23 protein-coding genes and 1 other annotated feature are annotated in these 24,724 nt (G+C 47.4%); of the genes, 20 read left to right on the top strand and 3 right to left on the bottom strand.

Annotated features, from left to right (window positions below; translation table 11 throughout):
* The first annotated feature begins 89 nt into the window (after positions 1-89).
* Positions 90-359, top strand: coding sequence for an acylphosphatase (locus tag BN6465_RS08730; protein WP_066733511.1), 270 nt, complete (start codon positions 90-92; stop codon positions 357-359).
* On the opposite strand, the gene BN6465_RS08725 is transcribed toward BN6465_RS08730, so the two are convergent.
* Positions 347-1,081, bottom strand: coding sequence for an RluA family pseudouridine synthase (locus BN6465_RS08725; protein ID WP_066733509.1), 735 nt, complete (start codon positions 1,079-1,081; stop codon positions 347-349). The two genes, BN6465_RS08730 and BN6465_RS08725, sit on opposite strands and share 13 nt — an antisense overlap.
* Before the next feature lie 257 nt (positions 1,082-1,338).
* Here BN6465_RS08725 and BN6465_RS08720 point away from each other — a divergent pair, with 257 nt between their 5' ends.
* The 19 genes from BN6465_RS08720 (at position 1,339) to BN6465_RS08635 (ending at position 22,761) form a co-directional block, all read left to right on the top strand.
* Positions 1,339-2,298, top strand: coding sequence for a calcium/sodium antiporter (locus tag BN6465_RS08720; protein ID WP_066733507.1), 960 nt, complete (start codon positions 1,339-1,341; stop codon positions 2,296-2,298).
* 140 nt (positions 2,299-2,438) lie between these two features.
* Positions 2,439-4,259, top strand: coding sequence for a sensor domain-containing diguanylate cyclase (locus BN6465_RS08715; protein ID WP_066733505.1), 1,821 nt, complete (start codon positions 2,439-2,441; stop codon positions 4,257-4,259).
* 108 nt (positions 4,260-4,367) lie between these two features.
* Positions 4,368-4,568 (top strand) — a binding site (T-box leader).
* Between the two features lie 403 nt (positions 4,569-4,971).
* Positions 4,972-6,414, top strand: coding sequence for a proline--tRNA ligase (gene proS / locus BN6465_RS08710; protein WP_066733503.1), 1,443 nt, complete (start codon positions 4,972-4,974; stop codon positions 6,412-6,414).
* A 76-nt stretch (positions 6,415-6,490) separates the two neighbouring features.
* Complete coding sequence (locus tag BN6465_RS08705) at positions 6,491-7,843, top strand: CCA tRNA nucleotidyltransferase (RefSeq protein WP_066733501.1); 1,353 nt, start codon at positions 6,491-6,493, stop codon at positions 7,841-7,843.
* A 25-nt stretch (positions 7,844-7,868) separates the two neighbouring features.
* A complete protein-coding gene (locus tag BN6465_RS08700; RefSeq protein ID WP_066733499.1) occupies positions 7,869-9,788 on the top strand; it encodes a diguanylate cyclase domain-containing protein in 1,920 nt (639 codons plus the stop codon).
* A 116-nt stretch (positions 9,789-9,904) separates the two neighbouring features.
* A complete protein-coding gene (locus BN6465_RS08695; protein ID WP_066733497.1) occupies positions 9,905-10,891 on the top strand; it encodes a CotS family spore coat protein in 987 nt (328 codons plus the stop codon).
* Positions 10,892-10,980: 89 nt separating this feature from the next.
* Positions 10,981-12,714 carry a phospho-sugar mutase gene (locus BN6465_RS08690; RefSeq protein WP_066733495.1) on the top strand — a complete coding sequence of 578 codons (1,734 nt, stop codon included), beginning with the start codon at positions 10,981-10,983 and terminating at the stop codon, positions 12,712-12,714.
* Between the two features lie 185 nt (positions 12,715-12,899).
* Positions 12,900-13,175, top strand: coding sequence for an HU family DNA-binding protein (locus BN6465_RS08685; protein ID WP_066733493.1), 276 nt, complete (start codon positions 12,900-12,902; stop codon positions 13,173-13,175).
* Positions 13,176-13,254: 79 nt separating this feature from the next.
* On the top strand, positions 13,255-13,404 hold the full coding sequence (locus BN6465_RS20745) for a hypothetical protein (protein ID WP_154670224.1): 150 nt from the start codon (positions 13,255-13,257) through the stop codon (positions 13,402-13,404).
* A gap of 167 nt (positions 13,405-13,571) precedes the next feature.
* Entirely contained in the window at positions 13,572-13,811 is a 240-nt protein-coding gene (locus BN6465_RS08680) for an RNA-binding S4 domain-containing protein (RefSeq protein WP_066733491.1), read from the top strand.
* Positions 13,812-13,892: 81 nt separating this feature from the next.
* A complete protein-coding gene (gene yabP, locus BN6465_RS08675; protein ID WP_066733489.1) occupies positions 13,893-14,183 on the top strand; it encodes a sporulation protein YabP in 291 nt (96 codons plus the stop codon).
* Between the two features lie 2 nt (positions 14,184-14,185).
* A complete protein-coding gene (yabQ, locus tag BN6465_RS08670; RefSeq protein ID WP_227183770.1) occupies positions 14,186-14,506 on the top strand; it encodes a spore cortex biosynthesis protein YabQ in 321 nt (106 codons plus the stop codon).
* Positions 14,507-14,608: 102 nt separating this feature from the next.
* Entirely contained in the window at positions 14,609-14,938 is a 330-nt protein-coding gene (locus BN6465_RS08665; protein WP_066733487.1) for an FtsB family cell division protein, read from the top strand.
* A gap of 95 nt (positions 14,939-15,033) precedes the next feature.
* A complete protein-coding gene (locus tag BN6465_RS08660; RefSeq protein WP_066733485.1) occupies positions 15,034-16,440 on the top strand; it encodes a SpoIIE family protein phosphatase in 1,407 nt (468 codons plus the stop codon).
* A gap of 13 nt (positions 16,441-16,453) precedes the next feature.
* Positions 16,454-17,887: a tRNA lysidine(34) synthetase TilS gene (gene tilS, locus BN6465_RS08655; RefSeq protein WP_066733483.1), complete on the top strand. Its 1,434-nt coding sequence runs from the start codon at positions 16,454-16,456 to the stop codon at positions 17,885-17,887.
* The gene (gene hpt, locus BN6465_RS08650) at positions 17,871-18,392 is read left to right on the top strand and encodes a hypoxanthine phosphoribosyltransferase (RefSeq protein WP_066733482.1); all 522 of its coding nucleotides are present in this window, start codon (positions 17,871-17,873) and stop codon (positions 18,390-18,392) included. Before tilS ends, hpt begins: the two co-directional genes overlap by 17 nt.
* 19 nt (positions 18,393-18,411) lie before the next feature.
* A complete protein-coding gene (gene ftsH / locus BN6465_RS08645) occupies positions 18,412-20,262 on the top strand; it encodes an ATP-dependent zinc metalloprotease FtsH (protein ID WP_066733481.1) in 1,851 nt (616 codons plus the stop codon).
* A gap of 92 nt (positions 20,263-20,354) precedes the next feature.
* The gene (locus BN6465_RS08640; protein ID WP_066733480.1) at positions 20,355-20,858 is read left to right on the top strand and encodes an alpha amylase N-terminal ig-like domain-containing protein; all 504 of its coding nucleotides are present in this window, start codon (positions 20,355-20,357) and stop codon (positions 20,856-20,858) included.
* A 1-nt stretch (position 20,859) separates the two neighbouring features.
* Positions 20,860-22,761 (top strand): glycoside hydrolase family 13 protein, encoded by a 1,902-nt coding sequence (locus BN6465_RS08635; RefSeq protein WP_242868071.1) that lies wholly within the window; start codon positions 20,860-20,862, stop codon positions 22,759-22,761.
* A 75-nt stretch (positions 22,762-22,836) separates the two neighbouring features.
* Here the strand turns inward: BN6465_RS08635 and BN6465_RS08630 are convergent, their stop codons facing one another.
* Together BN6465_RS08630 and BN6465_RS08625 are read right to left on the bottom strand one after the other, a co-directional pair.
* Entirely contained in the window at positions 22,837-24,087 is a 1,251-nt protein-coding gene (locus tag BN6465_RS08630) for an ammonium transporter (protein WP_066733478.1), read from the bottom strand.
* Between the two features lie 66 nt (positions 24,088-24,153).
* On the bottom strand, positions 24,154-24,492 hold the full coding sequence (locus BN6465_RS08625; RefSeq protein ID WP_066733473.1) for a P-II family nitrogen regulator: 339 nt from the start codon (positions 24,490-24,492) through the stop codon (positions 24,154-24,156).
* Positions 24,493-24,724 lie beyond the last annotated feature (232 nt).

The raw sequence follows: 24,724 nt of genomic DNA, 5'->3' as shown, positions 1-24,724 counted from the left end.
ACAAGACAGGGTTTAGGGAAAATCGGAAATATGCAAAAAAAAGCATTGATTGTGCTATACTTAAGAAAAACAAGGTCGGAGGACAGGCTGTGAAAAAGGTGAGAAAGCATTTCATTTTTACCGGGCGCGTACAGGGAGTGGGGTTCCGGTACAGCGCGCTTTATATAGCCCAGAGCATCGGAGTTACCGGCTGGGTGAAGAACGAATGGGATGGAACGGTTGTATTGGAGGCGCAGGGGACGGAGGAAGAACTTGACGTGCTGGTACAGAAGCTAAGGAGCCGCAGTTTCATCCACATTGATTATGTCAGTGAAATTGAAATCCCGCTTCAGCAGGAATCGGGATTTCATGTGCGGTAGAAGGGGGCAAAGCCGGGGCCTTCCGGAGTAATTTTAAACTCCATAGCCTTTTTTGTCTGTGGGTGGGAAAAACAAAGCCGGAATGCACAGAGGGCTACCGGGAAGTACCCGCGCCTGCCGGTGAATTCGGGATTGTATTTTGTGTCGCCCCACAGTGGCAGCCCGGCGTCCGCGAACTGCACTCGTATCTGATGATGCCGTCCTGTTTTAAGGGTTATTTGAAGGAGAGAAAGTGGGGATGTTTCTTCTTTAGCCGATGAAATGGAAGAAGCTGGGGCGGTTTGGAGCATCTGGTAGGAGAGCTCGGCGTGTTTGGCGCCGGGTTCATTTTTGGAGCATACACACGAAGTGTTGGTACGGCCGTCCTTTTTCAGGTAACAGCTAAGGACGCCGTCCGGGGAAGAGGGACATCCACAGACTACAGCCAGATAATGCTTGCCAAATTCACTGCCGGTGAGCTGCCGGTTCAGCTTTGCGGCATCGGCGGAAGTTTTCGCAAACACAAGAATTCCCTCCACCGGCTGGTCCAGACGGTGGATGACGCCCACATAAGGTATGCCTTTCGGCTGCTTCTGTGACAGATAAGACTTAAGAATGCTCACCATGTCGGCAGTCCCCATGCTTTTTGTCTGGACAGGTACCCCGGATGGCTTGACACATACGAGAATATGGTCATCTTCGTACAGTATTTTTATGTTTTTATAATATTTAGCAGCTTCCATTCTAATTTCTCCTTGATTTTTTAATAAAAGAAAGCTATACTAGACCCAGTAAAAGGGAGTAGCTTCCATTGGTACATTCAGTGTGATACGAAATCGTCATCACGATTATTTAAACATAATCCGGTTCGTATTGTCAATTAGCGAGACTTTTATTGCGGATATTCGCACTTGGAGTGCGTCTGTCTGCAATAGGAGTCTCTTTTTTAGTATAGGAAACTGCAGACCTCTTGTTCAGATGAGAAAGAAAGGAAAGAGAAATGGTTTATTTATTTTTGATTTTCGGATTTGTTTTATTAATTAAAGGGGCGGACTTTTTTGTGGACGGAAGTTCCAGTGTGGCAAAGTTATTGAAGGTGCCGGCTATCATTATCGGATTGACGGTGGTGGCGTTCGGGACAAGCATGCCGGAGGCCTCTGTCAGTATCACAGCGGCGCTTCAAGGGAAAAACAATCTGGCCGTCAGCAACGTGCTGGGCTCCAATATGTTTAACCTGTTGATCGTACTTGGAGCGAGTGCCCTGATGAGGCCGATTTTGACTAGCGAGACCGTGACGAAAAGGGAATTTCCTTTCTCCATCTTCATTACGGCGGCGCTTCTGGCATTGACGTCCGGTTTTGCGGTCAGTGACATTGCTGCGGGGCAGGGAGAATATACCTTGGGCAGAGTGGGGGGAGTGATTCTCCTGATTCTGTTCGCTGTATTTTTATTTGTGCAGGTGAAAGGCGCTTTAAAGGCAAGGGATGAACATGACGGGGAAGTATATGAGGCCATGCCGCCTCTGAAAAGCGCCGCATTTATCATAATCGGGCTGGCGGGTATTATATGGGGCGGAAATCTGGTCGTAGACAGCGCGACGGAGATTGCCCAGCGGTTTGGACTGAGCCAGACTTTTATTGGATTGACAATTGTCGCGATGGGGACGTCCTTGCCTGAGCTGGTGACCTCCATGGTCGCGGCTAAAAAGGGTGAGAATGATCTGGCTCTGGGCAACGTTGTCGGGTCTAATATTTTTAATATCCTTTTAATACTCGGCTCCAGTGCGGCTATTTCTCCTATCGTTGTGGACGTTAATGCCATATACGATATGATTATCCTCATCATTATCAGTGTCCTTGTATATATTTGCTCAAAGAGCCAGAAAGAGCTGTCCAAAAAGGAAGGAATTATGTTTCTCCTTGTATATTTGGTATATTTCGGGTATATCTACACAAGGTAAATCCGATTTTTAGTAAGAAAATAGAAAGTATAGTATAAATAGTGAAATTTTATCCGTCCCTGTGGTATCATAAGAGTACAGGGGCGGATTTTCATGTCTGCGGCTGATAAGAAAACAGTGTGAAGGGAACATCAGGAATAATGAATAAAAAAAGAAGCCGGAAAGCCATTGCCTTTCTGCTTCTCGCAATGCTTCTGGTTGTTGTTGCGTCAGTCTTCTATGGCGCGTATATTCATAAGACTGTGGAGGCAGAGACGGGAGACTACTTGGCGGAACTGTCCAATCAAAGTATACGGATTATAAAGGAAAGAATTAGTAATGATTCTCTGTATCTGGAAGGGATATCCAAATCAATCGGCTCGCAGGAAAAAGAGATTTATGCAGATACGATTATGGATATTTTGGAGAGGAGAACGAAGACTACCAGATTTACAGGGCTTTTTGTGGCAGATGTGGACGGAGAAGTCTACTCTAAAAATTCGGTAAAAGAGGATAATGTGGCGGAGCGGGAGTATTTTCAGAGGGCCATGGAGGGAAAAGTCTCGGTCGAATGTGTCCATGATGAAAATGGGGTTCACGAAATGGTGACTGCGGTCCCGATTTTACGGGAGGGCAAGGTCATTGGGGCCATGTTGGGACAGTACCGGATGCAAGAACTGCAGGAGCTGATTGACATTGACTATTTCGGGGGAAAGGGCTATGTCATGATTGCCCGCCCTAACGGGGAAATCTTAGTAAGAGATAAGCGCGATAAGAGTCAGGGCAACGGCAATTTTAACGATGCCGTGGCTGATGACAGGAACGATATAACAAAGGAAGAGGTGGCTCAGATCAGTGAAGCCATGGTGTCCGGAGGGGATGGTACGCTTTCTTTTAAAAATAATAAGGTGGCATATTTTATGAACTATGCATCTTTGGGAATCAACGACTGGTATCTGCTCAGCATTATTCCCAGAGACCTTATAAATGCAAAGACTTTAAATATAATCAACGCCACTGTATTTTATGGGCTTAGTGTATTGATAATACTGGGTGTCGTCGCGGCATGGGCGTTTTACAGCTGGAACAAAAATCACCGCAGCATAGAACAGGCCCGTATGAAAATCCAGTCTATCTACCGCACGGTGCCGAGTGCTATCGTGAGTTTTGTGATTGATGAAGAATGCCGTGTGATGAATGCAAATGCAGCGTTCTACCATTTGCTTGGATGCACAGAAGAAGAATTTGTCAAGCGGTATGACGCAAAGTTGATAAATGTTCTGGAGAAGGATGAGCGAGTGAAACTCAATGATCTGGAGGAAGGGATGGGTTCTCAAGAGTTCTGCCTGCGGGATGCGACGGGGAAAGAAAAATGGATTTTCGCGAATTTTGATGTGCAGGTAATCGAGGGAAAACGAGTAGCACAGGCGTCGCTTGTAGATACGAGCCGACAGAGGGAAAAGCTCACCAAAGCTGAGCAGTCGGCAAGGATGGATTCATTGACTGGGTTGAAAAATAAACGGGCCATTGAGACAGAGATAGAGGAACTATTGAGAAAAAGCAGCGGTAAAGGCACCTGTTTAATCATGGATCTGGATAACTTTAAACAGATTAACGATACCTTCGGACATCTGGAAGGGGACAGAGTACTCCAGAGCTTAGCGGATAGTATACGGAAGATATTCCGGAATGATGACTTTGCAGGACGAATCGGCGGGGATGAATTCCTTGTATATATGAAACAAGCCAGCCGAAAGGATTTGGCGGCGAAAAAAGCCGAACAGCTGATAAAAGAGTTCAACAGCCGCCTGCCGGATGAAGCCCGGGAATTAGGATTGTCCGTGAGCATCGGAATAGCGCTCTGCCCAAGAGACGGCACCTCATATCTGGAGCTATACGACAAGGCAGACAAAGCCTTGTACGCGGCAAAGAACTGCGGAAGAAACTGCTGGAAGTTCTGGGATGAACAAGACGAAAATTAGATTAACCTCAGAATACGGGGTTGACAAACAGAGAAAATTTTATTAGAATTTCTAGTAATTCACAACTGTCGGCATATAACTATCGTGCAAAGACAGATTGTAATCAAATATTTGGCTGTGAAGAGGAATAGTATATAGCGGGAAGTGATACAGAGAAGTCTTTACCGGTGAGAGAAGACTACACGGAAAGTATAGAACCTGCCTTGGAGCCTCCGTATGAAAATACGGCGTATCCGGCGTTAACGGAGAATGAAGAGAACTGTTACACAGTTAATCAGGGTGGTACCGCCGGTCTTACCGGTCCCTAACAAGGGACAATAAGACCGGCGTATTTTGCGTGCAGGCAAGGATTGCGCGCACTACGGGAGAGACAGAGGGAATGTGCTAGCACAATGAGCGCTGTCTCGCCCGTAGTATGGGCAGGCAGCCCACGACCGAGTAGAAGCGAAGCGGAGACGAGGTGCGCAATCCGTAAAAGCAGCGTGCACAGGGAGAGACAGAGGGAATGTGCTAGCACAATGAGCACTGTCTCGCCCGTAGTATGGGCAGGCAGCCCACGACCGAGTAGAAGCGAAGCGGAGACGAGGTGCGCAATCCGTAAAAACAGCGCGCACTACGGGAGAGACAGAGGGAATGTGCTAGCACAATGAGCACTGTCTCGCCCGTAGTATGGGCAGGCAGCCCACGACCGAGTAGAAAAGGAGAATCTAACATGGCAAAGGAAAAGAAATTTGTGGAATCTATCACTTCCCGTGATGAAGATTTTGCGCAGTGGTACACTGACGTCGTAAGAGAAGCAAAGCTCTGTGATTATTCAAGTGTAAAGGGATGTCTGAATTATCTTCCCAATGGATATGCTATATGGGAGAAGGTACAGGCGGACTTGGATAAACGATTCAAGGAAACAGGTGTGGAGAATGTCTATCTTCCGATCTTGATTCCGGAGAGTCTGCTCCAGAAAGAGAGCGACCATATCGATGGTTTTGCGCCGGAAGTAGCGTGGGTAACAAAGGGCGGGATGGAGCGTTTACAGGAAAAGATGTGTATACGTCCTACCTCAGAGACTTTGTTCTGCGATTTGTGGGCGCGGACGGTACAGTCATATCGTGACCTGCCGAAAGTTTGGAACCAGTGGAATTCCGTACTGCGCTGGGAAAAGACTACAAGACCATTCCTCCGCTCCAGAGAATTCCTATGGCAGGAAGGCCATACCATCCACGCAACTTACGAGGAGGCAGAAGAGCGTACACTTACTATGCTGAAAGTATATCAGGACTTTATCCGGGACTCTCTGGCCATTCCTTTTGTGTCAGGACCGAAGACGGAGAGCGAAAAGTTTGCGGGAGCGCAGGATACCTATACGGTGGAGGCACTGATGCATGACGGAAAAGCGCTGCAGTCCGCCACGAGCCATTTCTTTGGAAATGCTTTCCCGGATGCGTTCGATATCAAATATCTGGATAAGAACAATGAGCTTCACAGCGTGTATGAGACATCCTGGGGACTTTCCACCCGTATCATCGGCGCCATCATTATGGTTCACGGCGATGACAGCGGTCTGGTACTGCCTCCTAGAATCGCGCCGGTTCAGACAAGAGTCATTCCGATAGCGCAGCATAAAGAAGGGGTACTGGATAAGGCAAATGAGCTTGTGCAGACACTTGTGAAAGCTGGATACAGCGTAAAGATAGACGATTCCGAGAAGAGCCCGGGATGGAAGTTCAGTGAGCAGGAGATGCTTGGCATTCCGACCAGAATTGAAATCGGGCCAAAAGACATTGAAAATAATCAAGTCGTTGTGGTGCGCCGGGATACAAGGGAGAAGATTATTGTATCACTTGATGAGATCGACGTGAAGCTGGGCGAGATTCTGGAGACAATCCAGAGCGATATGTATAACCGTGCTAAGGATTTCTTGGATTCTCACATTGATACCGCGCTAACACTTGACGAGATGAAAGAGAAGTTCAACGATAACCGTGGATTTATCAAAGCCATGTGGTGTGGAAGCGAAGAGTGTGAAGACGAGATTAAGTTCGAGACGGGCGGAGCGTCCAGTAGATGTATCTGCAAGGGTGAGGAAGCGATTGGAGATACATGTATTTACTGTGGTAAACCTGCAAAACATATGGTTTACTTTGGAAAATCCTATTAAGTTTAAAAATAAGCGGCTGCCGGCAATAGACGGCAGTCGTTTTCCAAATGCCAGTTTATAGATGAGAGGAGCCGCTATGAAAATCATACTGCCGGATAAGGTGGATCAAATCATAACAACATTACAGAAAAGTGGGTACGAGGCTTACGCAGTGGGAGGTTGTGTGCGTGATTCGCTGCTGGGGAGAACGCCGGAGGACTGGGACATCACTACCAGCGCGTCCCCTGTGGAGACGAAGGCATTGTTTGCCCGAACCTTTGACACGGGAATAGAACATGGCACGGTCACGGTTCTTTTGGAGAAAGAGGGCTTTGAGGTGACTACCTACCGGATAGACGGCAAATATGAAGACAACCGCCACCCGTCGGAAGTGACATTCACCCGCAGTTTGAAAGAGGATTTGAAACGCAGGGATTTTACGATCAATGCCATGGCGTACAACAATCATGACGGACTGGTCGATCTATTTGGAGGAGCTGAGGATTTAAGCAAGAAAGTCATTCGTTGTGTGGGCAATCCTCGGGAGCGTTTTGCGGAAGATGCGCTGCGTATACTGAGGGCGGTACGATTTTCTGCACAGCTGGGATTTGCCATTGAAGAAGAAACAGAAGAGGCTATACGATGCCTTGTGGAAAACCTACAATATATCAGTGCGGAGCGGATTCAGGCGGAATTAGTCAAACTGCTCACATCCCCTCATCCTGAGAAGATAGGAGATGCTTACCGTCTGGGCATTACACGTGTAATTCTCCCGGAATTTGACAGGATGGAAATTACGGAGCAGGAGACGCCCCATCACTGCTATAATGTGGGAGAACATACGGAGCAGGCGCTCATGCATGTGCCGGCAGATAAGGTCCTGCGGCTCACTATGCTTTTTCATGATATGGGCAAGCCTCAGAAGAAGACGACAGACGAGAATGGAAGGGCACATTTCAAGGGACACGCGGCCGTCAGTGAGGAGTTGGCAAGAGTTGTTATGAAAAGGCTGAAGTTTGATAACGATACACTCCATAAGGTGACAAAACTTGTGCGCTACCATGATTACCGGATGCCAGCGGAAGCCAAATGTGTGAGAAGGGCCATGTGCAGGATTGGAACGGAGCTCTTTCCAAAGTATTTACAAGTCAGACGGGCAGACACGGCGGCGCAGAGCGATTACCATAAAGAAGAAAAAATCAAGAATCTGGACGAGATTGAAAGAGTCTACAGAAAGATATTGTCAGAGGGCCAGTGTGTCTCCCTGCGGGATTTGGCTGTCAACGGGAAAGATTTGATTGAGGCGGGAGTTCAGCCGGGGCCTCAGATAGGCGAACTTTTGAATGAACTTCTGGAGGAGGTCATAGAAGAACCGGAGAAAAATACGAAGGGGCAGTTGCTGATACAGTTGCGACAGTTTATAATGGAGAGAGAAGATTCCTGTCAGTAATTTCAGGATGTAAGGGGGCGGCTAGATGCAGAAAATAATTGTCCGGTACATTGCCATGGTAGTCGCGGCAGCGCTTTTACTGATTTTTGGCTTGAATTGGCTGCTTCAAGGTAAAAATGCAGAGACAGATATGGTGAAAAATGCGAATCTGAAGCTTGAGCAGATTTCAAGGACTCTTGATAATAATACGCTTGAGCTGGAAAACCTAAAAGAAAGTTTGAGTGAAGATTACCTGACCCGTGCTTATGCTTTTGCATATATTATCGAGCAGAATCCAGACGTTTTAAACAGCCAGACAGAACTTCAGCGGATTACAGAGCTTTTGAATGTAGACGAACTTCATGTGATTGATGAAAACGGCATCTTGTTTGCCGGCAATATCCCGTTGTATTTTGGAATGGATTTTCACAGTACGGAGCAGACGAGTGAATTTTTAAGTATTCTGGACGATCCCAACGGAAGCCTTGTGCAGGAGATACGGCCGAACGGATACGAACAGAAAGTCTTCCAGTATATCGGCGTTGCGAGGCAGGACGAAAAAGGGATTGTCCAAATCGGAATGGCCCCCACCAGAATGCTGGAGGCACAGAAAAGAAATGAGCTGTCTTATATACTTGCGAAGATTCCAATGGACACAGGTGGGACCCTGTTTGCCATTGACAAAGAGACGAAGAAGATACTGGCGCATTCGGATGATTCCCTGCAGGGAAAAGACATGAAGGCTCTTGGATTTACGGAGAAAAATCTGAATGATTTTGAACATGGGAGATTTCTTGGGAAGGGAAACAACAAGAAGTTCTATGTCTTGAAAGAATATGAAGGTATCATGCTGGGACTCGGCAAAGAGGAAAAGGTGCTTTATGAAGAGCGCAACCGACAGAGCCTGATGGTATCAGTATATTTAATTGTTTCATGCCTGATGGTGATCATATTGATCAACCTTCTTCTGAAGCGTGTTATTGTGGACGGAATATATAAGATTATGGGGGAGATAACACGAATCACGGAAGGAAATTTGAACACAGTAGTCAAAGTTGACAGTAACCCGGAATTTAAGAATCTCAGCAGTGGCATCAACCAAATGGTACAGGGGATTTTGGAGGCATCGGGTAAGGTGTCAAAAATAATTGACGGCGTGGATATGCAGATTGGTGTGTTCGAGATTGAAAACGATAAACAGGAGGTCATGGCGACGGCAAAGCTTGGTGAGATTATGGGATGGACCCCAGAAGAGGCGAAGGAGATATATGCGGATAAGGATAGATTTGCAAAAGCCCTCGACAATGTCATGGGACGGCCTCTGGAAGGTGAGGATGGGATATACCAGCTGACGGCATCTGGAAAGAGATGGGTAAAGATTCAAATGGCATCAGAACTTAGAGGACAGTATGGAGTCGTTACCGATGTGACGGAAGAGGTGCTTGATAAAAAGAAGATCCAGCACGAGAGAGATTATGATTCTCTGACCGGCTTGTGCAATATAGACACCTTGAAGCGTGAGGCGGAAAATATTCTGGAGAGCGGTGATGTTGGCTGTGCTGCTATGGTCATGCTGGACTTGGACAATTTTAAGGGCGTTAACGACCAGTATGGACATGATTTTGGCGATGAGTATCTGCGCAGATGTGCTATGCTCCTGAAAGTGTTTAACGGTGCGAAAGGAATCGCGGCCAGACGTTCCGGCGATGAATTCTGTATTTTTTTCCATCACCATGAATCCAGACCAGAGATTATGAACAGGATGGAGGAATTTTACATAAGCCTGCGGGAAGAAGTGCTGTTGTTCCCTGACGGTACAAGGGGGACACTTTCCATTTCAGCAGGTGTCGCGTGGTACGACGAAACATTAAAGTCATATGGGACGCTTCTTAAAGCGGCAGACTATGCGCTGTATGACGCAAAAAACAGTGGTAAAGGGATAATAAAACAGTATACATTATTATAGTTTGGGATTTCTTATGAAATCCCTCTTCAGGCTTCCCAATCTTTTGTGCATGATTGGCATGTCCACCTGCATACATTAGAAAGAATATATCAAATCTTCAGTAACAGGGGGAAGCCATGAAGGACTATGGAATCAGTGTGTTGGAACAATATCAGATGGAAGTTTACAGCACCCGCCGCATAAGGGGTGCTGTTTTATGCGATACAGATAAGGGGCTGTTTCTTTTGAAGGAGGCCGACGGGACACGAGGCCGTCTTCCTGTGCTGGTGGGGTTGTATGAACAGCTTAATAAAAGCGGGTTTGAGTTGGTGGATACACCGCTTCCCAACCGGGAAGGTGAATATTTAAGTCAGGCTGACGACGGTACGGTCTATGTGGTGAAGCGGTGGTTTGCCGGCAGAGAGTGCGATGTCCGGAGGGAAGGTGAGCTTCTGGAGGCGGCGCGGCATCTGGCACGGCTGCACAGAGTCATGATGGTGCCGGAAGGCTTTGAATTCGGGGATAGGGAAAATTTGACAGAGGAATACAAGCGGCACAACCGGGAGCTGAGAAAAGTCCGGGAATTTGTGCGCAGACGCAGTGTGAAAGGCGTGTTTGAATCTGCCTTCCTGACCGCGTTCGATTCTATGTACAATCAGGCGCTCGCCGTGTCTGAGAGGCAGGCAGAGTCGGGGTATGCGGGGCTTCTAGAAGAGGCTGTGAATAAAAATACAGTGGTTCATGGAGACTACAACTATCATAATATCCTTGTGTGCGCGTCGGGTACAGCAGTGACTAATTTCGAACATGCGCACCGGGATATACAGCTGGCTGACTTGTACTATTTTCTGAGGAAAACTATGGAGAAACACCATTTTGATGAGCGTCTGGGGGCGAAGATGGTGGACGCATACAGTTCGGTGAACGCCCTTTCCGCAGAACAGGTGGAATATTTGGCGCTCCGGATCGCTTATCCGGAAAAGTTCTGGAAAATTGCCAACACTTATTACCATTCCAACAAGGCATGGATTCCGGAAAAAAATGTCGAAAAACTTAAGCTTTCTATCATGCAGATGGAGGAAAAGAAGAAGTTTTTAGCGAATATATTTGCTTTTCATTTATAGGGCGGTGGTGTATAATGTTGGATATAGCGAGTACCAGAATTATACCTGCAAAGGAAAACGGGCTCAAAACATAACGGAGGTACAAAGGTATGGAAGATTATTTGAAAAAATACGATGATTGGCGTTCTAATTCCTACTTTGACGCAGAGACAAGGGCAGAATTAGAAGGGATTGCCGGGGATGACAAAGAAATCAAGGAAAGATTCTACAAAGATTTAGAGTTCGGTACGGCGGGCCTGAGGGGCATTATCGGGGCCGGAACCAACCGTATGAATATTTATACTGTAAGAAAAGCGTCACAGGGTCTTGCAAATTATATTATCAAGAACGGGGCAAAAGAGCGGGGGGTTGCCATTGCTTATGATTCACGCCGCATGTCCCCGGAGTTTGCCGAGGAAGCCGCATTATGCTTGGCTGCCAACGGAATCAAAGCATATGTATTCGAGTCTCTTCGTCCGACGCCGGAGTTGTCCTTTGCGGTCAGAGAGCTGAACTGCATCGCTGGTATCAACATTACGGCCAGCCACAATCCGCCGGAGTACAATGGGTATAAGGTATACTGGGAGGACGGCGCTCAGATTACCCCGCCCCACGACAAAGGAATCATGGATGAAGTGCTGGCGGCGACGGATTATACTGCAATGAAGACGATGGTGAAAGAGGAGGCCAAGGACGCCGGTCTGTATGAGGTGATTGGGAAAGCCATTGACGACGCTTATATCGCAAAATTAAAAGAACAGGTCATTCATCAGGACGCTATCGACGCGGTACAGAAGGAGTTAAAGATTGTCTACAGCCCGCTCCACGGAACCGGAAACATACCTGCCAGACGTGTATTAAAGGAGCTGGGATTTGAGAATGTCTATGTTGTGAAAGAGCAAGAGCTTCCCGACGGAGAATTCCCTACCGTCTCCTACCCAAATCCGGAGGCCGACGAGGCTTTTGAGCTGGGACTTAAGTTGGCAAAGGAAATCGACGCGGATTTAGTGCTGGCCACAGATCCGGACGCAGACCGTCTCGGCGTCCGCGTGAAGGACAAGAACGGAGAGTACCATACATTGACAGGCAATATGTCAGGATGCCTGCTCGCAGATTATGAGATTGGACAGAGAAAAGAGCTGAAAGGCCTGCCCGAGGACGGATATTTGATTAAGACAATCGTAACCTCTAACCTTGCGGATGCCATTGCCAAAGGTTATGATATCGGATTGATAGAAGTTCTTACAGGTTTCAAATATATCGGACAGCAGATTCTTGGATTTGAGACAAGTGGTAAGGGTGAATACTTATTTGGTTTTGAGGAAAGCTATGGTTGTCTGATAGGAACACATGCCAGAGATAAAGATGCGATTGTAGCTACCATGGCGCTGTGTGAAGCTGCGGCATATTATAAGACCAAAGGCATGACGCTCTGGGATGCTATGCTATCAATCTATGACAAGTATGGCTATTACAAAGATGATATTCAGTCAATGACCATGAAGGGAATCGAAGGTCTGGAGAAGATTCAGAGTATCCTCCAGTCTCTGCGTGAGAATCCGCCCACACAGATTGGCGAATATAAAGTATTAAAGGCAAGAGACTATCAGGCTGAGACTGTCAAAGATATGACAGATGGCTCTGTGAAAGGGACAGGTCTTCCGAAGTCCAATGTCCTATACTATGAATTGAATGACGACGCATGGGTATGCGTGAGACCGTCAGGAACTGAGCCGAAAGTGAAGTTCTATTACGGAATAAAAGGTAATTCCCTCAACGATGCAGACGAAAAATCAGCGAAGTTAGGAGAGGAAGTTCTGGCCCTTGTAGACACCTTGCTTTAATGGTAAAAAATGAGCAAAAACCCTTAATTTTCGCATGTTTTGGGTGATTATGCTTGACAAAGAATCAAAAACCCGATATAACATTACTTAGGGTGATAGCCCAGCGGGATTTGAGGGGCAGACCTTGGCAGAAATGATAGAATAATTGGGGTTATTCTAAGAAAATTTTACAGGAGGAAATATCCATGAACAAAACAGAATTAGTGGCAGCAGTTGCTGAACAGGCAGAAGTATCTAAAAAAGACGCAGAGAAGGCTTTAAAGGCTTTTGTTGATGTAGTAACAGACGAACTTAAGAAAGGTGAAAAAGTTCAGTTAGTTGGATTTGGAACATTCGAAGTTAGCGAAAGAGCTGCTAGAGAAGGAAGAAATCCTCAGACAGGCAAGACAATGAAAATTAGCGCCTGCAAAGCTCCGAAATTCAAAGCTGGAAAAGCTTTAAAAGACGCTGTAAACGCATAACAAACAGAGAGCACTTTCCAGTGCTCTCTATTTTTTTCATGAGGCAAGGATTGCACGCACTACGGGAGAGACAGCGGGAATGCGCTCGCGCAATGAGCGCTGTCTGTTCCGTAGTATGGGCAGGCTGCCCATGACCGAGAAGGAGCGAAGCGGATTCGAGGTTGCGTGCAATCCGCAAATCAGGAAGCAGGCAAAGCAGAGAGACAGCGGGAATGCGCTCGCGCAATGAGCGCTGTCTGTTTCGTAGTATGGGCAGGCTGCCCATGACCGAGAAGGAGCGAAGCGGATTCGAGGTTGCGTGCAATCCGCAAATCAGGAAGCAGGCAAAGCAGAGAGACAGCGGGAATGCGCACGTGCAATCCGCAAACAAGCAAGAAGGTAAGTGGAGGTCAGGAGATGAGACTGGATAAATTTTTAAAAGTATCCCGCCTAATTAAACGCCGTACCGTGGCCAATGAGGCATGTGACGCGGGCCGGGTTTTGGTCAACGGCGCCGTGGCAAAGGCGTCCGTGAAGGTGAAAAAGGGGGATGTCATAGAGATTCAATTTGGTACGAAGACGGTCAAGGTGGAAGTGCTTGACATTCGTGAGACTACGAAAAAGGATGAGGCAACAGAACTGTTCCGATATCTGTAGATTAGACATAATCCCGTACAACCTCTCATACAATGTTTAGAAAGAAGTTATCGATAAAGCATGGAAGAGAGGTTTGGGTGCATGGAAGAGAGACAGGCGCCGAAAGCGCAGAATCATAAATTGGTGGTCAATAACCGGAAAACAAGTATGGTGACAGGGGTATTAGATGTACTTTCCTTTGACTTGAATGAAATACTTCTTGAGACCGAGCAGGGGATGATGATGGTGAAAGGCACGGACATGCATGTGAATCGTCTCAGTCTTGAGAAGGGTGAAGTGGATTTGTCAGGAAATATAGACAGTATCGCCTACTCTGATATCCGGCCGGGAGCAAAACAAGGTGAGAGCTTTTTGACAAAGCTGTTCCGGTAATTATGATGTCTGGAATCGGAAAGGAATTTGCGGTGTTCCTCCATGCCGGTTTGACGGGAATGCTGGTGGTGGCGGTATATTTGAGTCTTAGAGTAATGAGACGCCTGATTCATCATGCGCTGTGGGTGATTAATATAGAAGATGCTGTTTTTTGGGTACTGACGTCAATATATATGTTTGTGCAAATTTACTATACCAGTGCTGGACTCGTGCGCTGGTATTTTGTACTAGGTGTTGTGGTTGGCGTTGCTTTGATGAAGATTTTTGTTGCTGGCGCAGGAAAAATTTATAAAAAAATGTGCGATTTTACCCGAAAAAAATAAGGTAAAAACTATTGATTAATACTGTTAAAAAAGATAGAATGTTTATTAGAAACATGGGTGAGTAATGCCGGGTGGGACCGGCAGCAAAGGGTGAGTATAAATATGGGAAGCATTAAGCAGGTGAAGGGGCGCAAACAGCGTCCAAAGAGCAGGCTTCGTCATCATAAAAGAAGTGTGGCTGCGATTAGCGGTGTAATCGCTTTAATGGCCGTTATGGTTTTGTTTGGGGGCATGAAGCTTCAGGCAAGGAACCGGGCATATAAAGTGCAGGAAGCAGAGCTGCAGGCACAGCTTGACGATGAAAAGGAGCGCTCAGCAGAGATTGATGAGCTGAAAGATTATGTAGGCACAGATAAATACATTGAAGAAGTAGCGAAGGAAAAGCTGGGTCTTGTTCATGAGAATGAGATTCTCTTTAAGCCGGAGCAATAGAGACAGCAGATTACGAAAGATAAGCTTTAGGAAGTATTTCCTAAAGCTTCTTTTATTACATCAGAAAGTGTTGACAGAATAAGGGGGAGCCATAGATGGAAGACAAAAAGGATGGACAGGCAGTAATCCTAAATCCATATGTGACACAGGCAGATCGTTTTGCGATGTCGCTGCGGCATCTGGCAGATACATTTTTGAAGCTGGAAGGGCCTAGAGAACGTTTTACTACAGAGGAAATCAACGATATGTTCGAGCAAGTGGCGGGCAAGGTGTGCGCTTCCTGTGAGAACAGGAAAAAATGTTTGGAGAACAACCGTCCGCATGTATATCAGATGGTCTACGAACTTCTCTGTGTTGTGGAGGAGTATGGGACGGAGCTGAATGTAGAAATGAAACGCAAGCTGCAAAAACGGTGCATTATGGCGCCGCGGTTTCTCAGGGAGACGCTGGAAGTATTTCAAGAGGCGAAAAAGATGCTCGTATGGAACAACAAGATGGTACAGAGCAGGGAAGGGTGTGCGGTGCAGCTGGACACCTTTGCGAGGATGATCCAGCACGCCACGAGGGAGCTGGAGGCCAGTATTTTTACGGATCCTCCGCTTGAGAAACGGATTAAGACTCGTTTTAAGAAAGCTGGGATACGCCTTCTAAGTACCGTGTTTTTTGTGACGCCTCAGGGGCGTTATGAGATTCATGTGACGGTCAAGCCGGAAAAGGGGAAATGCATTACCACGAAAGCTATGGCCAGACTTCTCTCCCAGTGCGCGAGCCGGAACATGAGCCCCGCAAGGGATGAGCGGCCGGTGCTCAGTCAGGAATATTGTACCATTATTTGCGTGGAGGGACCCTGCTTTTATACGATGCAGGGGATAGCGAAGATAGGAAAAGGGTGTCAGAAGATTTCCGGAGACAGTTTTCTGATGACCCAGATTCCCGGTGGCCAGGAGGCGGCCATTCTATCCGATGGCATGGGCTCCGGGGAGGCGGCGTTTAAGGAAAGCGCTATGGTAGTGGAGATGCTGGAGGAGCTGCTGAAGGCTGGATTTCCCAAAGAGACGGCGCTGGAGATGATGAACACGGCACTCGTAATGGGGCGGGAGGAGGTATTCTTCTCCACGGTGGATATGAGTGTCTTTGACTTATATACGGGGAATTGTGAATTCATAAAGGCGGGGGCAGCCCAGACCTTTATACGCCATGACGGAAATATGGAGCATATTTATTCGGAAAGTCTGCCGCTAGGAGTCGTGAAGAGTACCGCGGCAGCGGCTGTAAAGAGAAAGCTGTCCTCCGGGGATATGGTGGTCATGGTGACGGACGGTGTGCTGGACGCGCTTCCCCACGGCGAGGAGGAGAAGCTTCTGGATATGATTATCGGTGGAACTCCGTTGGAGAATCCGAAGGAGCTTGCGCATTACATTTTAGAAAAGGTCTTGGAGCTGGGAAATACGGAACCGCTGGATGATATGACAGTTTTGGTGGCAGGAATCTGGCAAATGTGATACCATAAGTATTATGAAGAAAAAAGTGGAAGAGTATATTAAAAAGTGGAATATGCTGTCCGGGGTGGACAAGGTCATTGCAGGGGTATCCGGCGGGGCAGATTCGGTCTGCCTCTTCTATCTGCTGTGTGAGCTTTCTGCCGCGGAAGGATTTGCGTTGAGAGCGGTTCATGTGAATCATGGACTCAGGGGAAAAGCGGCGGATGAAGATGAGGCGTACGTGCGGAGAATCTGTGCTGAAAATAATGTGGAGCTGACTTGCTGCCACATTGATGTCGGAGAGCTGGCCCGAAAGGAGAAACTTTCTCTGGAAGAGGCAGGAAGAATTGCGAGACGGCGGGCATTTGAGGAGAGCGCGCGTAAGTGGGGAGGTGCGAAAATCGCGCTGGCCCATCATCAGGATGACAATGCAGAAACATTCTTCCTTCATGCGGCAAGGGGCAGCAAATTAAAAGGACTCGGCGGTATATATCCGGTGAACGGGATGTATATACGGCCGCTTCTTTGCGTGACCAGAAAAGAAATTGAGGTTTATCTGGAAAAAAACGGCATAGACTATTGTATAGACGGAAGTAATGGGGAGGATACTTATACAAGGAACCGTATCCGTAATCATGTACTTCCCTACTTTACAGAATATATCAATCCGAGGACAGTAGAGCATTTGAACGGAGCTATGGAGCAGCTGCGGCAGATTCAGGGGTTCATGGAACGTCTTACTGCGGCGGCTGTGGATTCCAGTGTAGAAAGAACCAAGGACACGGCGTTTTTTATAGACGGTGCAAAGCTGTCTCGGGAGGACGAGGTTCTTCGTGGGATGGTACTCAGAAAGGTGTTGACTGATTTGAGCGGGCAAGAGAAGGATATTCAAGAAATTCATGTACAGATTCTTCTTGAGCTGCTGGAAAAACAGACGGGGCGAAGTGTGAATCTTCCTTATAGTATGCGCGCACTGCGGACATATGGAGGAATCATGCTGGAGAAAATGCCTGCGCAGAATCTCGTGCCCGATGAGGGCAGCGCAGAGCCGGAGGAGCGGATTATTCCGGTGGAACGCCAGAGAGAGGGGTGCGTAGTTTTTGGACAATTCCAAATCAACTGGCGTATTTTTCCGATTTCATCATCAAACGGGCCATTCCCGAAAAAAACGTACACGAAGTGGTTTGATTATGATATAATGGAACATAGCATTAGTGTGCGCACTAGACGGTCAGGAGATAGAATCGCCATCGACGGACATGGGGGCACGCAAAAGCTGAAGTCTTATTTTATCAACGAAAAGATTCCCGCGGATATACGGGAAAGTATCCCTCTGATCGCAGAGGGGCGGGAGATTCTTTGGATTGCCGGATATCGTCAGAGCAAGGCATATCAGGTGACGGACCGGACAACTACGATATTAGAGATTACGATAAATGGAGGTACATGTAATGGCGGAGACTATTAAGGTTCTGATACCGGAGGAAGATGTAAACGCAAGAATCGAAGAGCTGGGAAGACAGATCAGTAAAGATTATGAAGGGAAACAGGTGCATTTAATCTGCGTGCTGAAGGGCGGCGTATTTTTTATGTGTGAACTGGCAAAGCGGATCAGCGTGCCGGTGTCCATGGACTTTATGAGCGTCAGCAGTTACGGGGACGGGACTTCTTCCAGTGGAATTGTTAAGATAGCCAAGGATTTGGATGAATCGTTGGAAGGCAAGGATGTCATCGTGGTGGAGGATATTATTGACTCCGGAAGGACGCTTTCCTATCTTCTTGAGATTCTGAAGAAGAGAGGGCCAAGGAGCATGGGGCTGTGTACCCTGCTTGACAAGCCGGACAGACGGGTGCGTGACGTGAAGGTGGATTACGTAGGTTTTGAGATACCCGATGAATTCGTGGTCGGTTTCGGTCTGGACTACGCACAGAAATACAGAAATTTACCATACATCGGCGTAGTAGAGATGTAGTGGGTGGAAGGAGCAACAGTTGAATAATAATAAGACCAGAGGAATAAGCGGTTTCACATTGGTGCTGTGCATATTGATGTTGTTTGGCATCTACTGGTTTATGAGTCAGGCACAGAACCGAGAGACGGCATACACTTATCAGGATTTCCAAAAAGATTTAAAAGATAAAAAAGTCACAGAGGTAGAGATTCAGCAGAATAAGGTGGCGCCTACGGGAACGCTGCGGATCATGCTTGGGGAAGATACAGCTGAAGAACTACATGTATCCGATGTGAACCAGATGCAGGAGCTTCTGGATTCCTACAATATAGATTACAAGCTCAGAGATGTGCCGCAGGACAGCTGGTTTGCCAATACATTGATTCCGGTGCTTCTTATGCTTGGTGTTTTCGTATTTATGTTTATGATGATGGGGCGTCAGGGCGGCGCCAATAGTAAGGCCATGAATTTTGGCAAGAGCAGGGCCAAGATGAGTACTGAGCTGGAGAATAAGGTTAATTTTTCGCAGGTTGCGGGACTTCAGGAAGAGAAGGAAGAGCTGGCAGAGATTGTTGATTTTCTCAAGACACCGGGCAAATATATTCAAGTAGGGGCGCGGATTCCCAAAGGAGTGCTCCTTGAGGGGCCTCCGGGAACCGGTAAGACATTGCTTGCAAAGGCGGTGGCAGGTGAGGCGGGCGTACCGTTCTTTACGATTTCCGGCTCCGATTTTGTGGAGATGTTCGTAGGTGTGGGTGCTTCCCGTGTCCGTGATTTATTCGAGGATGCCAAGAAAAATGCGCCTTGTATTGTGTTCATAGATGAGATTGACGCGGTGGCGAGAAGAAGAGGGACCGGCATGGGCGGCGGCCATGATGAGAGGGAACAGACTCTGAATCAGCTTCTCGTAGAAATGGATGGATTCGGCGCCAATGAAGGTATTATCGTGATGGCGGCGACGAACCGTGTGGATATTCTGGATCCGGCCATTTTGCGTCCCGGCCGCTTTGACCGCAAGGTATTGGTGGGACGGCCTGACGTACAGGGTCGAAAAGAGATTCTTGAAGTACACGCGAAAGGCAAGCCGCTGGGCGATGACGTGGATCTTCAGCAGATTGCGCAGACGACTGCCGGATTTACCGGGGCAGACCTTGAAAATCTGTTGAATGAAGCTGCAATATTGGCGGCCAAACAGGGAAGGGTCTATCTGCAGCAGACAGATATACGCCATGCTTTTGTGAAGGTCGGCATCGGCGCCGAGAAGAAGAGCCGTGTTATCTCCGAAAAGGAGAAGCGGATTACGGCGTACCATGAGGCAGGTCATGCGATTCTTTTCCACGTACTGCCAGATGTGGGGCCGGTCTATAATGTTTCAATCATACCTACGGGAGGTGCGGCTGGTTATACCATGCCTCTGCCGGAGAAGGATGAGATGTTCAATACGAAGGGCAAGATGCTGCAGGACATCACGGTATCCCTTGGCGGACGGGTGGCGGAAGAGATGGTATTTGACGATATCACCACCGGGGCTTCTCAGGATATCAGGCAGGCCACATCCGTAGCCAAATCCATGGTGACAAAGTTCGGTATGTCGGAGACCCTTGGCCTGATTAATTATGACAATGACAATGATGAGGTGTTCATCGGAAGAGACTTGGCTCATTCATCCAGAGGATATGGTGAGCAGGTGGCGACAACGATTGATATGGAAGTCAAACGCATTATTGATGAGTGTTACGCGAAAGCCAAACATATCATTAAGGAACACGAAGACGTTCTGGAAGCCTGTGCGGCACTTCTCCTTCAAAAAGAGAAAATCACGAGAGATGAGTTTGAGGCATTATTTGAAGGCAGGAAAGTGGAAGAAAAGTCTCCGCTTTGTATTGAGTAGACGGCTTATTTGCTTTCATAAGAATAGAAGGGCGGGCTGGCACAGTCCGCCTTGTCGGTTTTGCTGCTTAGGCTAGAAATGAGGTTAAGATCATGAATAGAGAGGCGTTGTTTTGTGACGGGACGGAGGCTTATGTGAGTCCGCCGGAGCCGGAATCAGGGGAGATTGTTCAGCTTTGGTTTCGAACGGCCAAGGATGATGTAGATAAGGTATATTTACAGCACAATCTTGGCAAAGGCATTGGGGATGAGATGTTCCCGATGAAAAAGATTATTTCAAAGGGGAATTTTGACTATTATACGATTGGATGGCGGCTTGGGGAAGAGGCATTCTACTATCGCTTTGTAGTGCAGGACAAAGGGGAAACATGCTATTACAATAAATGGGGGGCGAGAGATGTCCCTAGTGAGTTTTATGATTTCAAGATAGTCCCCGGTTTTTCTACGCCTGATTGGGCGAAGGGCGCGGTAATGTATCAGATTTATGTGGATCGTTTCTGCAATGGAGATAAGACAAATGATGTGGAGACTGGCGAGTATAAATACATCGGGGATATCAGCAGAAGAGTGGAAGACTGGTCCCGTTATCCACNATGAGATGTTCCCGATGAAAAAGATTATTTCAAAGGGGAATTTTGACTATTATACGATTGGATGGCGGCTTGGGGAAGAGGCATTCTACTATCGCTTTGTAGTGCAGGACAAAGGGGAAACATGCTATTACAATAAATGGGGGGCGAGAGATGTCCCTAGTGAGTTTTATGATTTCAAGATAGTCCCCGGTTTTTCTACGCCTGATTGGGCGAAGGGCGCGGTAATGTATCAGATTTATGTGGATCGTTTCTGCAATGGAGATAAGACAAATGATGTGGAGACTGGCGAGTATAAATACATCGGGGATATCAGCAGAAGAGTGGAAGACTGGTCCCGTTATCCACAGCCCATGGATGTGCGGGATTTCTATGGCGGTGACCTTCAGGGCATTATTGATAAACTGGATTACCTTCAAGGGCTGGGCGTGGAAGTGATCTACTGCAATCCGCTGTTCGTCTCCCCGTCTAACCATAAATATGACACGCAGGATTATGACTATGTAGACCCGCACTATGGCAAGGTTATCGTAGACGGCGGGCGTGTACTGGAGAACGGGAGCCAAGAAAATAAGGACGCGGAGAAATACCGTATCAGAACGACGGATAAGCGGAATCTGGAGGCCAGCAATGAGTTGTTCATCATGCTTGTGGAGGAAGTTCATAAACGTGGAATGAGAATCATTCTGGACGGGGTGTTCAACCACTGTGGCTCTTTCAACAAATGGCTGGACAGAGAGCTTGTATATGAGCAGGCAGACGGGTATGAGCGGGGAGCCTATGTATCGGCGGACAGTCCTTACCGTTCCTATTTCCTCTTTCATAAGGATGACCCCGAAGAGTGGCCGTTCAACAGCAGTTATGACGGATGGTGGGGACATGATACACTGCCGAAGCTGAATTATGAAGATTCTCCTGAGCTGGAAGAATATATATTGTCAGTGGCGAAAAAATGGGTTTCACCACCGTTTAATGCGGATGGGTGGCGTCTGGATGTGGCGGCTGATTTGGGTAGAAGTAATGAATATAATCATGGATTTTGGAAAAAGTTCCGGAATGCTGTAAAAAGTGCCAATCCGAAGGCATTGATCCTGGCGGAGCATTATGGGGACCCGGGCGAGTGGCTGCAGGGGAACGAGTGGGACAGTGTCATGAACTATGATGCGTTCATGGAGCCGGTGACTTGGTTTATGACCGGAATGGAGAAGCACAGTGATGATTACCGGGAGGATTTGCTCGGAAATGCGGATTATTTTGTAGAGTCCATGACTTATCATATGGCAAATATGACAACGCCTTCTCTTCAAGTCGCTATGAATCAGTTGTCCAACCACGACCATTCTCGTTTTCTGACGAGGACTAACCACGTTGTGGGCAGGGTGGGCAAGTTAGGGCCTGAGGCGGCAAACCGGGGAGTGAACCATGCGGTGATGCGTTCGGCAATTGTACTTCAGATGACTTGGATCGGAGCGCCTACACTTTACTATGGTGATGAGGCTGGTGTGTGTGGTTTTACGGATCCTGATAATAGAAGGACTTATCCGTGGGGCCATGAAGACAAAGAGATGATAAATTTTTATCGGGATATGATTCGCATCCGGCGAAACAATGTGGTGCTGAAGAAGGGTTCTCTTCTCATGTTGAAACAGGCGCCGGGGTTGATAGCTTTTGGAAGATTCTGGGATGACAGCCAGATTATCGTGGCCATCAATAACAGCGGCTGTCTCAGGGAAGTGACGCTGCCTGTATGGCGAGCCGAGGTCAGTGATAAGTCAAGTATGGCTAGGCTTATGTATACTTATGAAGAAGGATACGTAGGCGAGTTCGAGGAGTATATGGTGCATGACGGGAAGATTTCTTTCATGATGGGGAAATATTCGGCCATTGTGCTGAAGAATAAGAAGTGGTAGATGAAAGGACAGAGGAATAACATATGGGCGTATCATCCCATGTTTTCCCTGTCCTTTTGTTTTTAGTATATGTGATTATAATCGAAAGTTGAAATCAGCGTATGCCGAACTGCCGTGTTCGTGGATATCCAGACCGTCTAATTCCTCTTCTTTTGATACCCTCAGTCCAACAGTTTTGTCGATGAGCGTGAAAATGAGGAAGGCCATGACGAAGACAAAGGCCATTACGGAAGCTACGCCCAGCAGTTGGATAGTAAAGGTATAATCGGGGGAGAAGATACCGGTGAGGATAGTGCCTAAAGCGCCACATACACCATGAACACTGATGGCTCCTACCGGATCGTCTACTTTCACAATTTTGTCGAAGAATTCTACGGAGAAGACAACCAGAATACCGGCGATGAGGCCGATGATAATCGCTGAATAGCTGCTTACTGTGTCACAGCCTGCTGTGATAGCAACCAGACCGGCAAGAGAGCCGTTGAATGTCATGGAAACGTCAGGTTTGCCATAGCGTAGCCATGTGACTAAAAGGGCGGCGAGAGTTGCTGCTGCTGCGGCAAGATTGGTTGTCATGGCAATGTCACCGATATTGGTGGATGCCGCCGTAGTAGAGCCGCAGTTAAAGCCGAACCAGCAGAACCAAAGAATAAATACACCGAGGGCGGCAATTGGCAGGTTATGTCCCGGAATCGCTTTTGTTTTTCCGCTTTTGTCGTATTTGCCGATACGGGGGCCGAGTATCTTGGCTCCGACCAGTGCGCAGACACCGCCAACCATATGTACGGCCGTGGAACCTGCAAAATCATGGAATCCCATCTCGGCCAGCCAGCCGCCTCCCCAAATCCAGTGTCCGGATACGGGATAGATAAAGATGCTGATTGCGGCGCTGTACAATAAATAGGCTTTGAATTTGGTGCGTTCTGCCATGGAACCGGATACGATGGTCGCTGCCGTCGCGCAGAACACTGTGTGAAAAATGATGTATACGCCTATAGGGAGGCCGTTGAAGAGTCCGTCTACGTCTGCCAGTCTGGCCGGCTCAAAGAATCCAGTGGAGCCGATGATACCATTCCAGTCGGCGCCGTGCATAATGGCAAATCCAAAGATAAAGAAAAACAGGCTGCCCAGTACAAAATCCATCATGTTTTTCATTAGGATATTTCCTGTATTTTTTGCTCTGGTAAAGCCTGCCTCACACATAGCAAAGCCTGCCTGCATAAAGTATACAAGTATAGCTCCGAGCAGTGTCCAAATGACGTTCATTAGAAGTTCCGTTGCTGCAGAAATTTCCATTCCACTTTCTATTAAAGCTGTCAATCCCATAATAATACCTCCTCTTTCTCAATGTTGACTGCACACTGTTGCGTGACGAAAGTCTAAAAAGGATATTTAAAGAGCATCACGACCACGTTCTCCGGTACGGATACGGACGGCGTCCTCCACTTCGTAGACAAATATTTTCCCATCGCCGTATGCTCCGGTCTGAATTTCTTCTACAATCTTCTGTATCAGTGGTTCGGCGGTATCCGGCTCCACCACGGTTTCTACCTTTACTTTTGGAAGAAGGTTGATGCTGTATTCAGCGCCGCGATAAATTTTTTTGTGGCCTTTCTGGTTGCCATAACCCATGATGTTGCTAATCATCACACCGTTTGCATTCGAAGCGTCCAAAATGGCTTTTAGATCTTCCAGCTTTTCCGGCTGAATGATAATCTCCAGTTTCTTCATAAAAATACCTCCTGTCTCTCATTATTGTCAGTGCAGGCACTTTTCGCCTACTACATTTGACCAGCACGCCGGCCAGTGGCATCAAAAAAGGACATTTCCCACAGTTAGGAAACGCCCTCGTTTTTGATAAGCTTAATTATACACTTTGGTGAGTATTTGTCAAACCCTAATTTATAAAAATCATTTTGTCTGCTAGTTGGGCAAATCCCATTGACGGATAAAAATGCATTTG

It is taken from the genome of Bariatricus massiliensis (assembly GCF_900086725.1).
GTDB lineage: Bacteria > Bacillota > Clostridia > Lachnospirales > Lachnospiraceae > Allocoprococcus > Allocoprococcus massiliensis.
The sequence above is the reverse complement of the archived record's forward strand: the minus strand, read 5'-3'. Positions and strand labels throughout refer to the sequence as shown.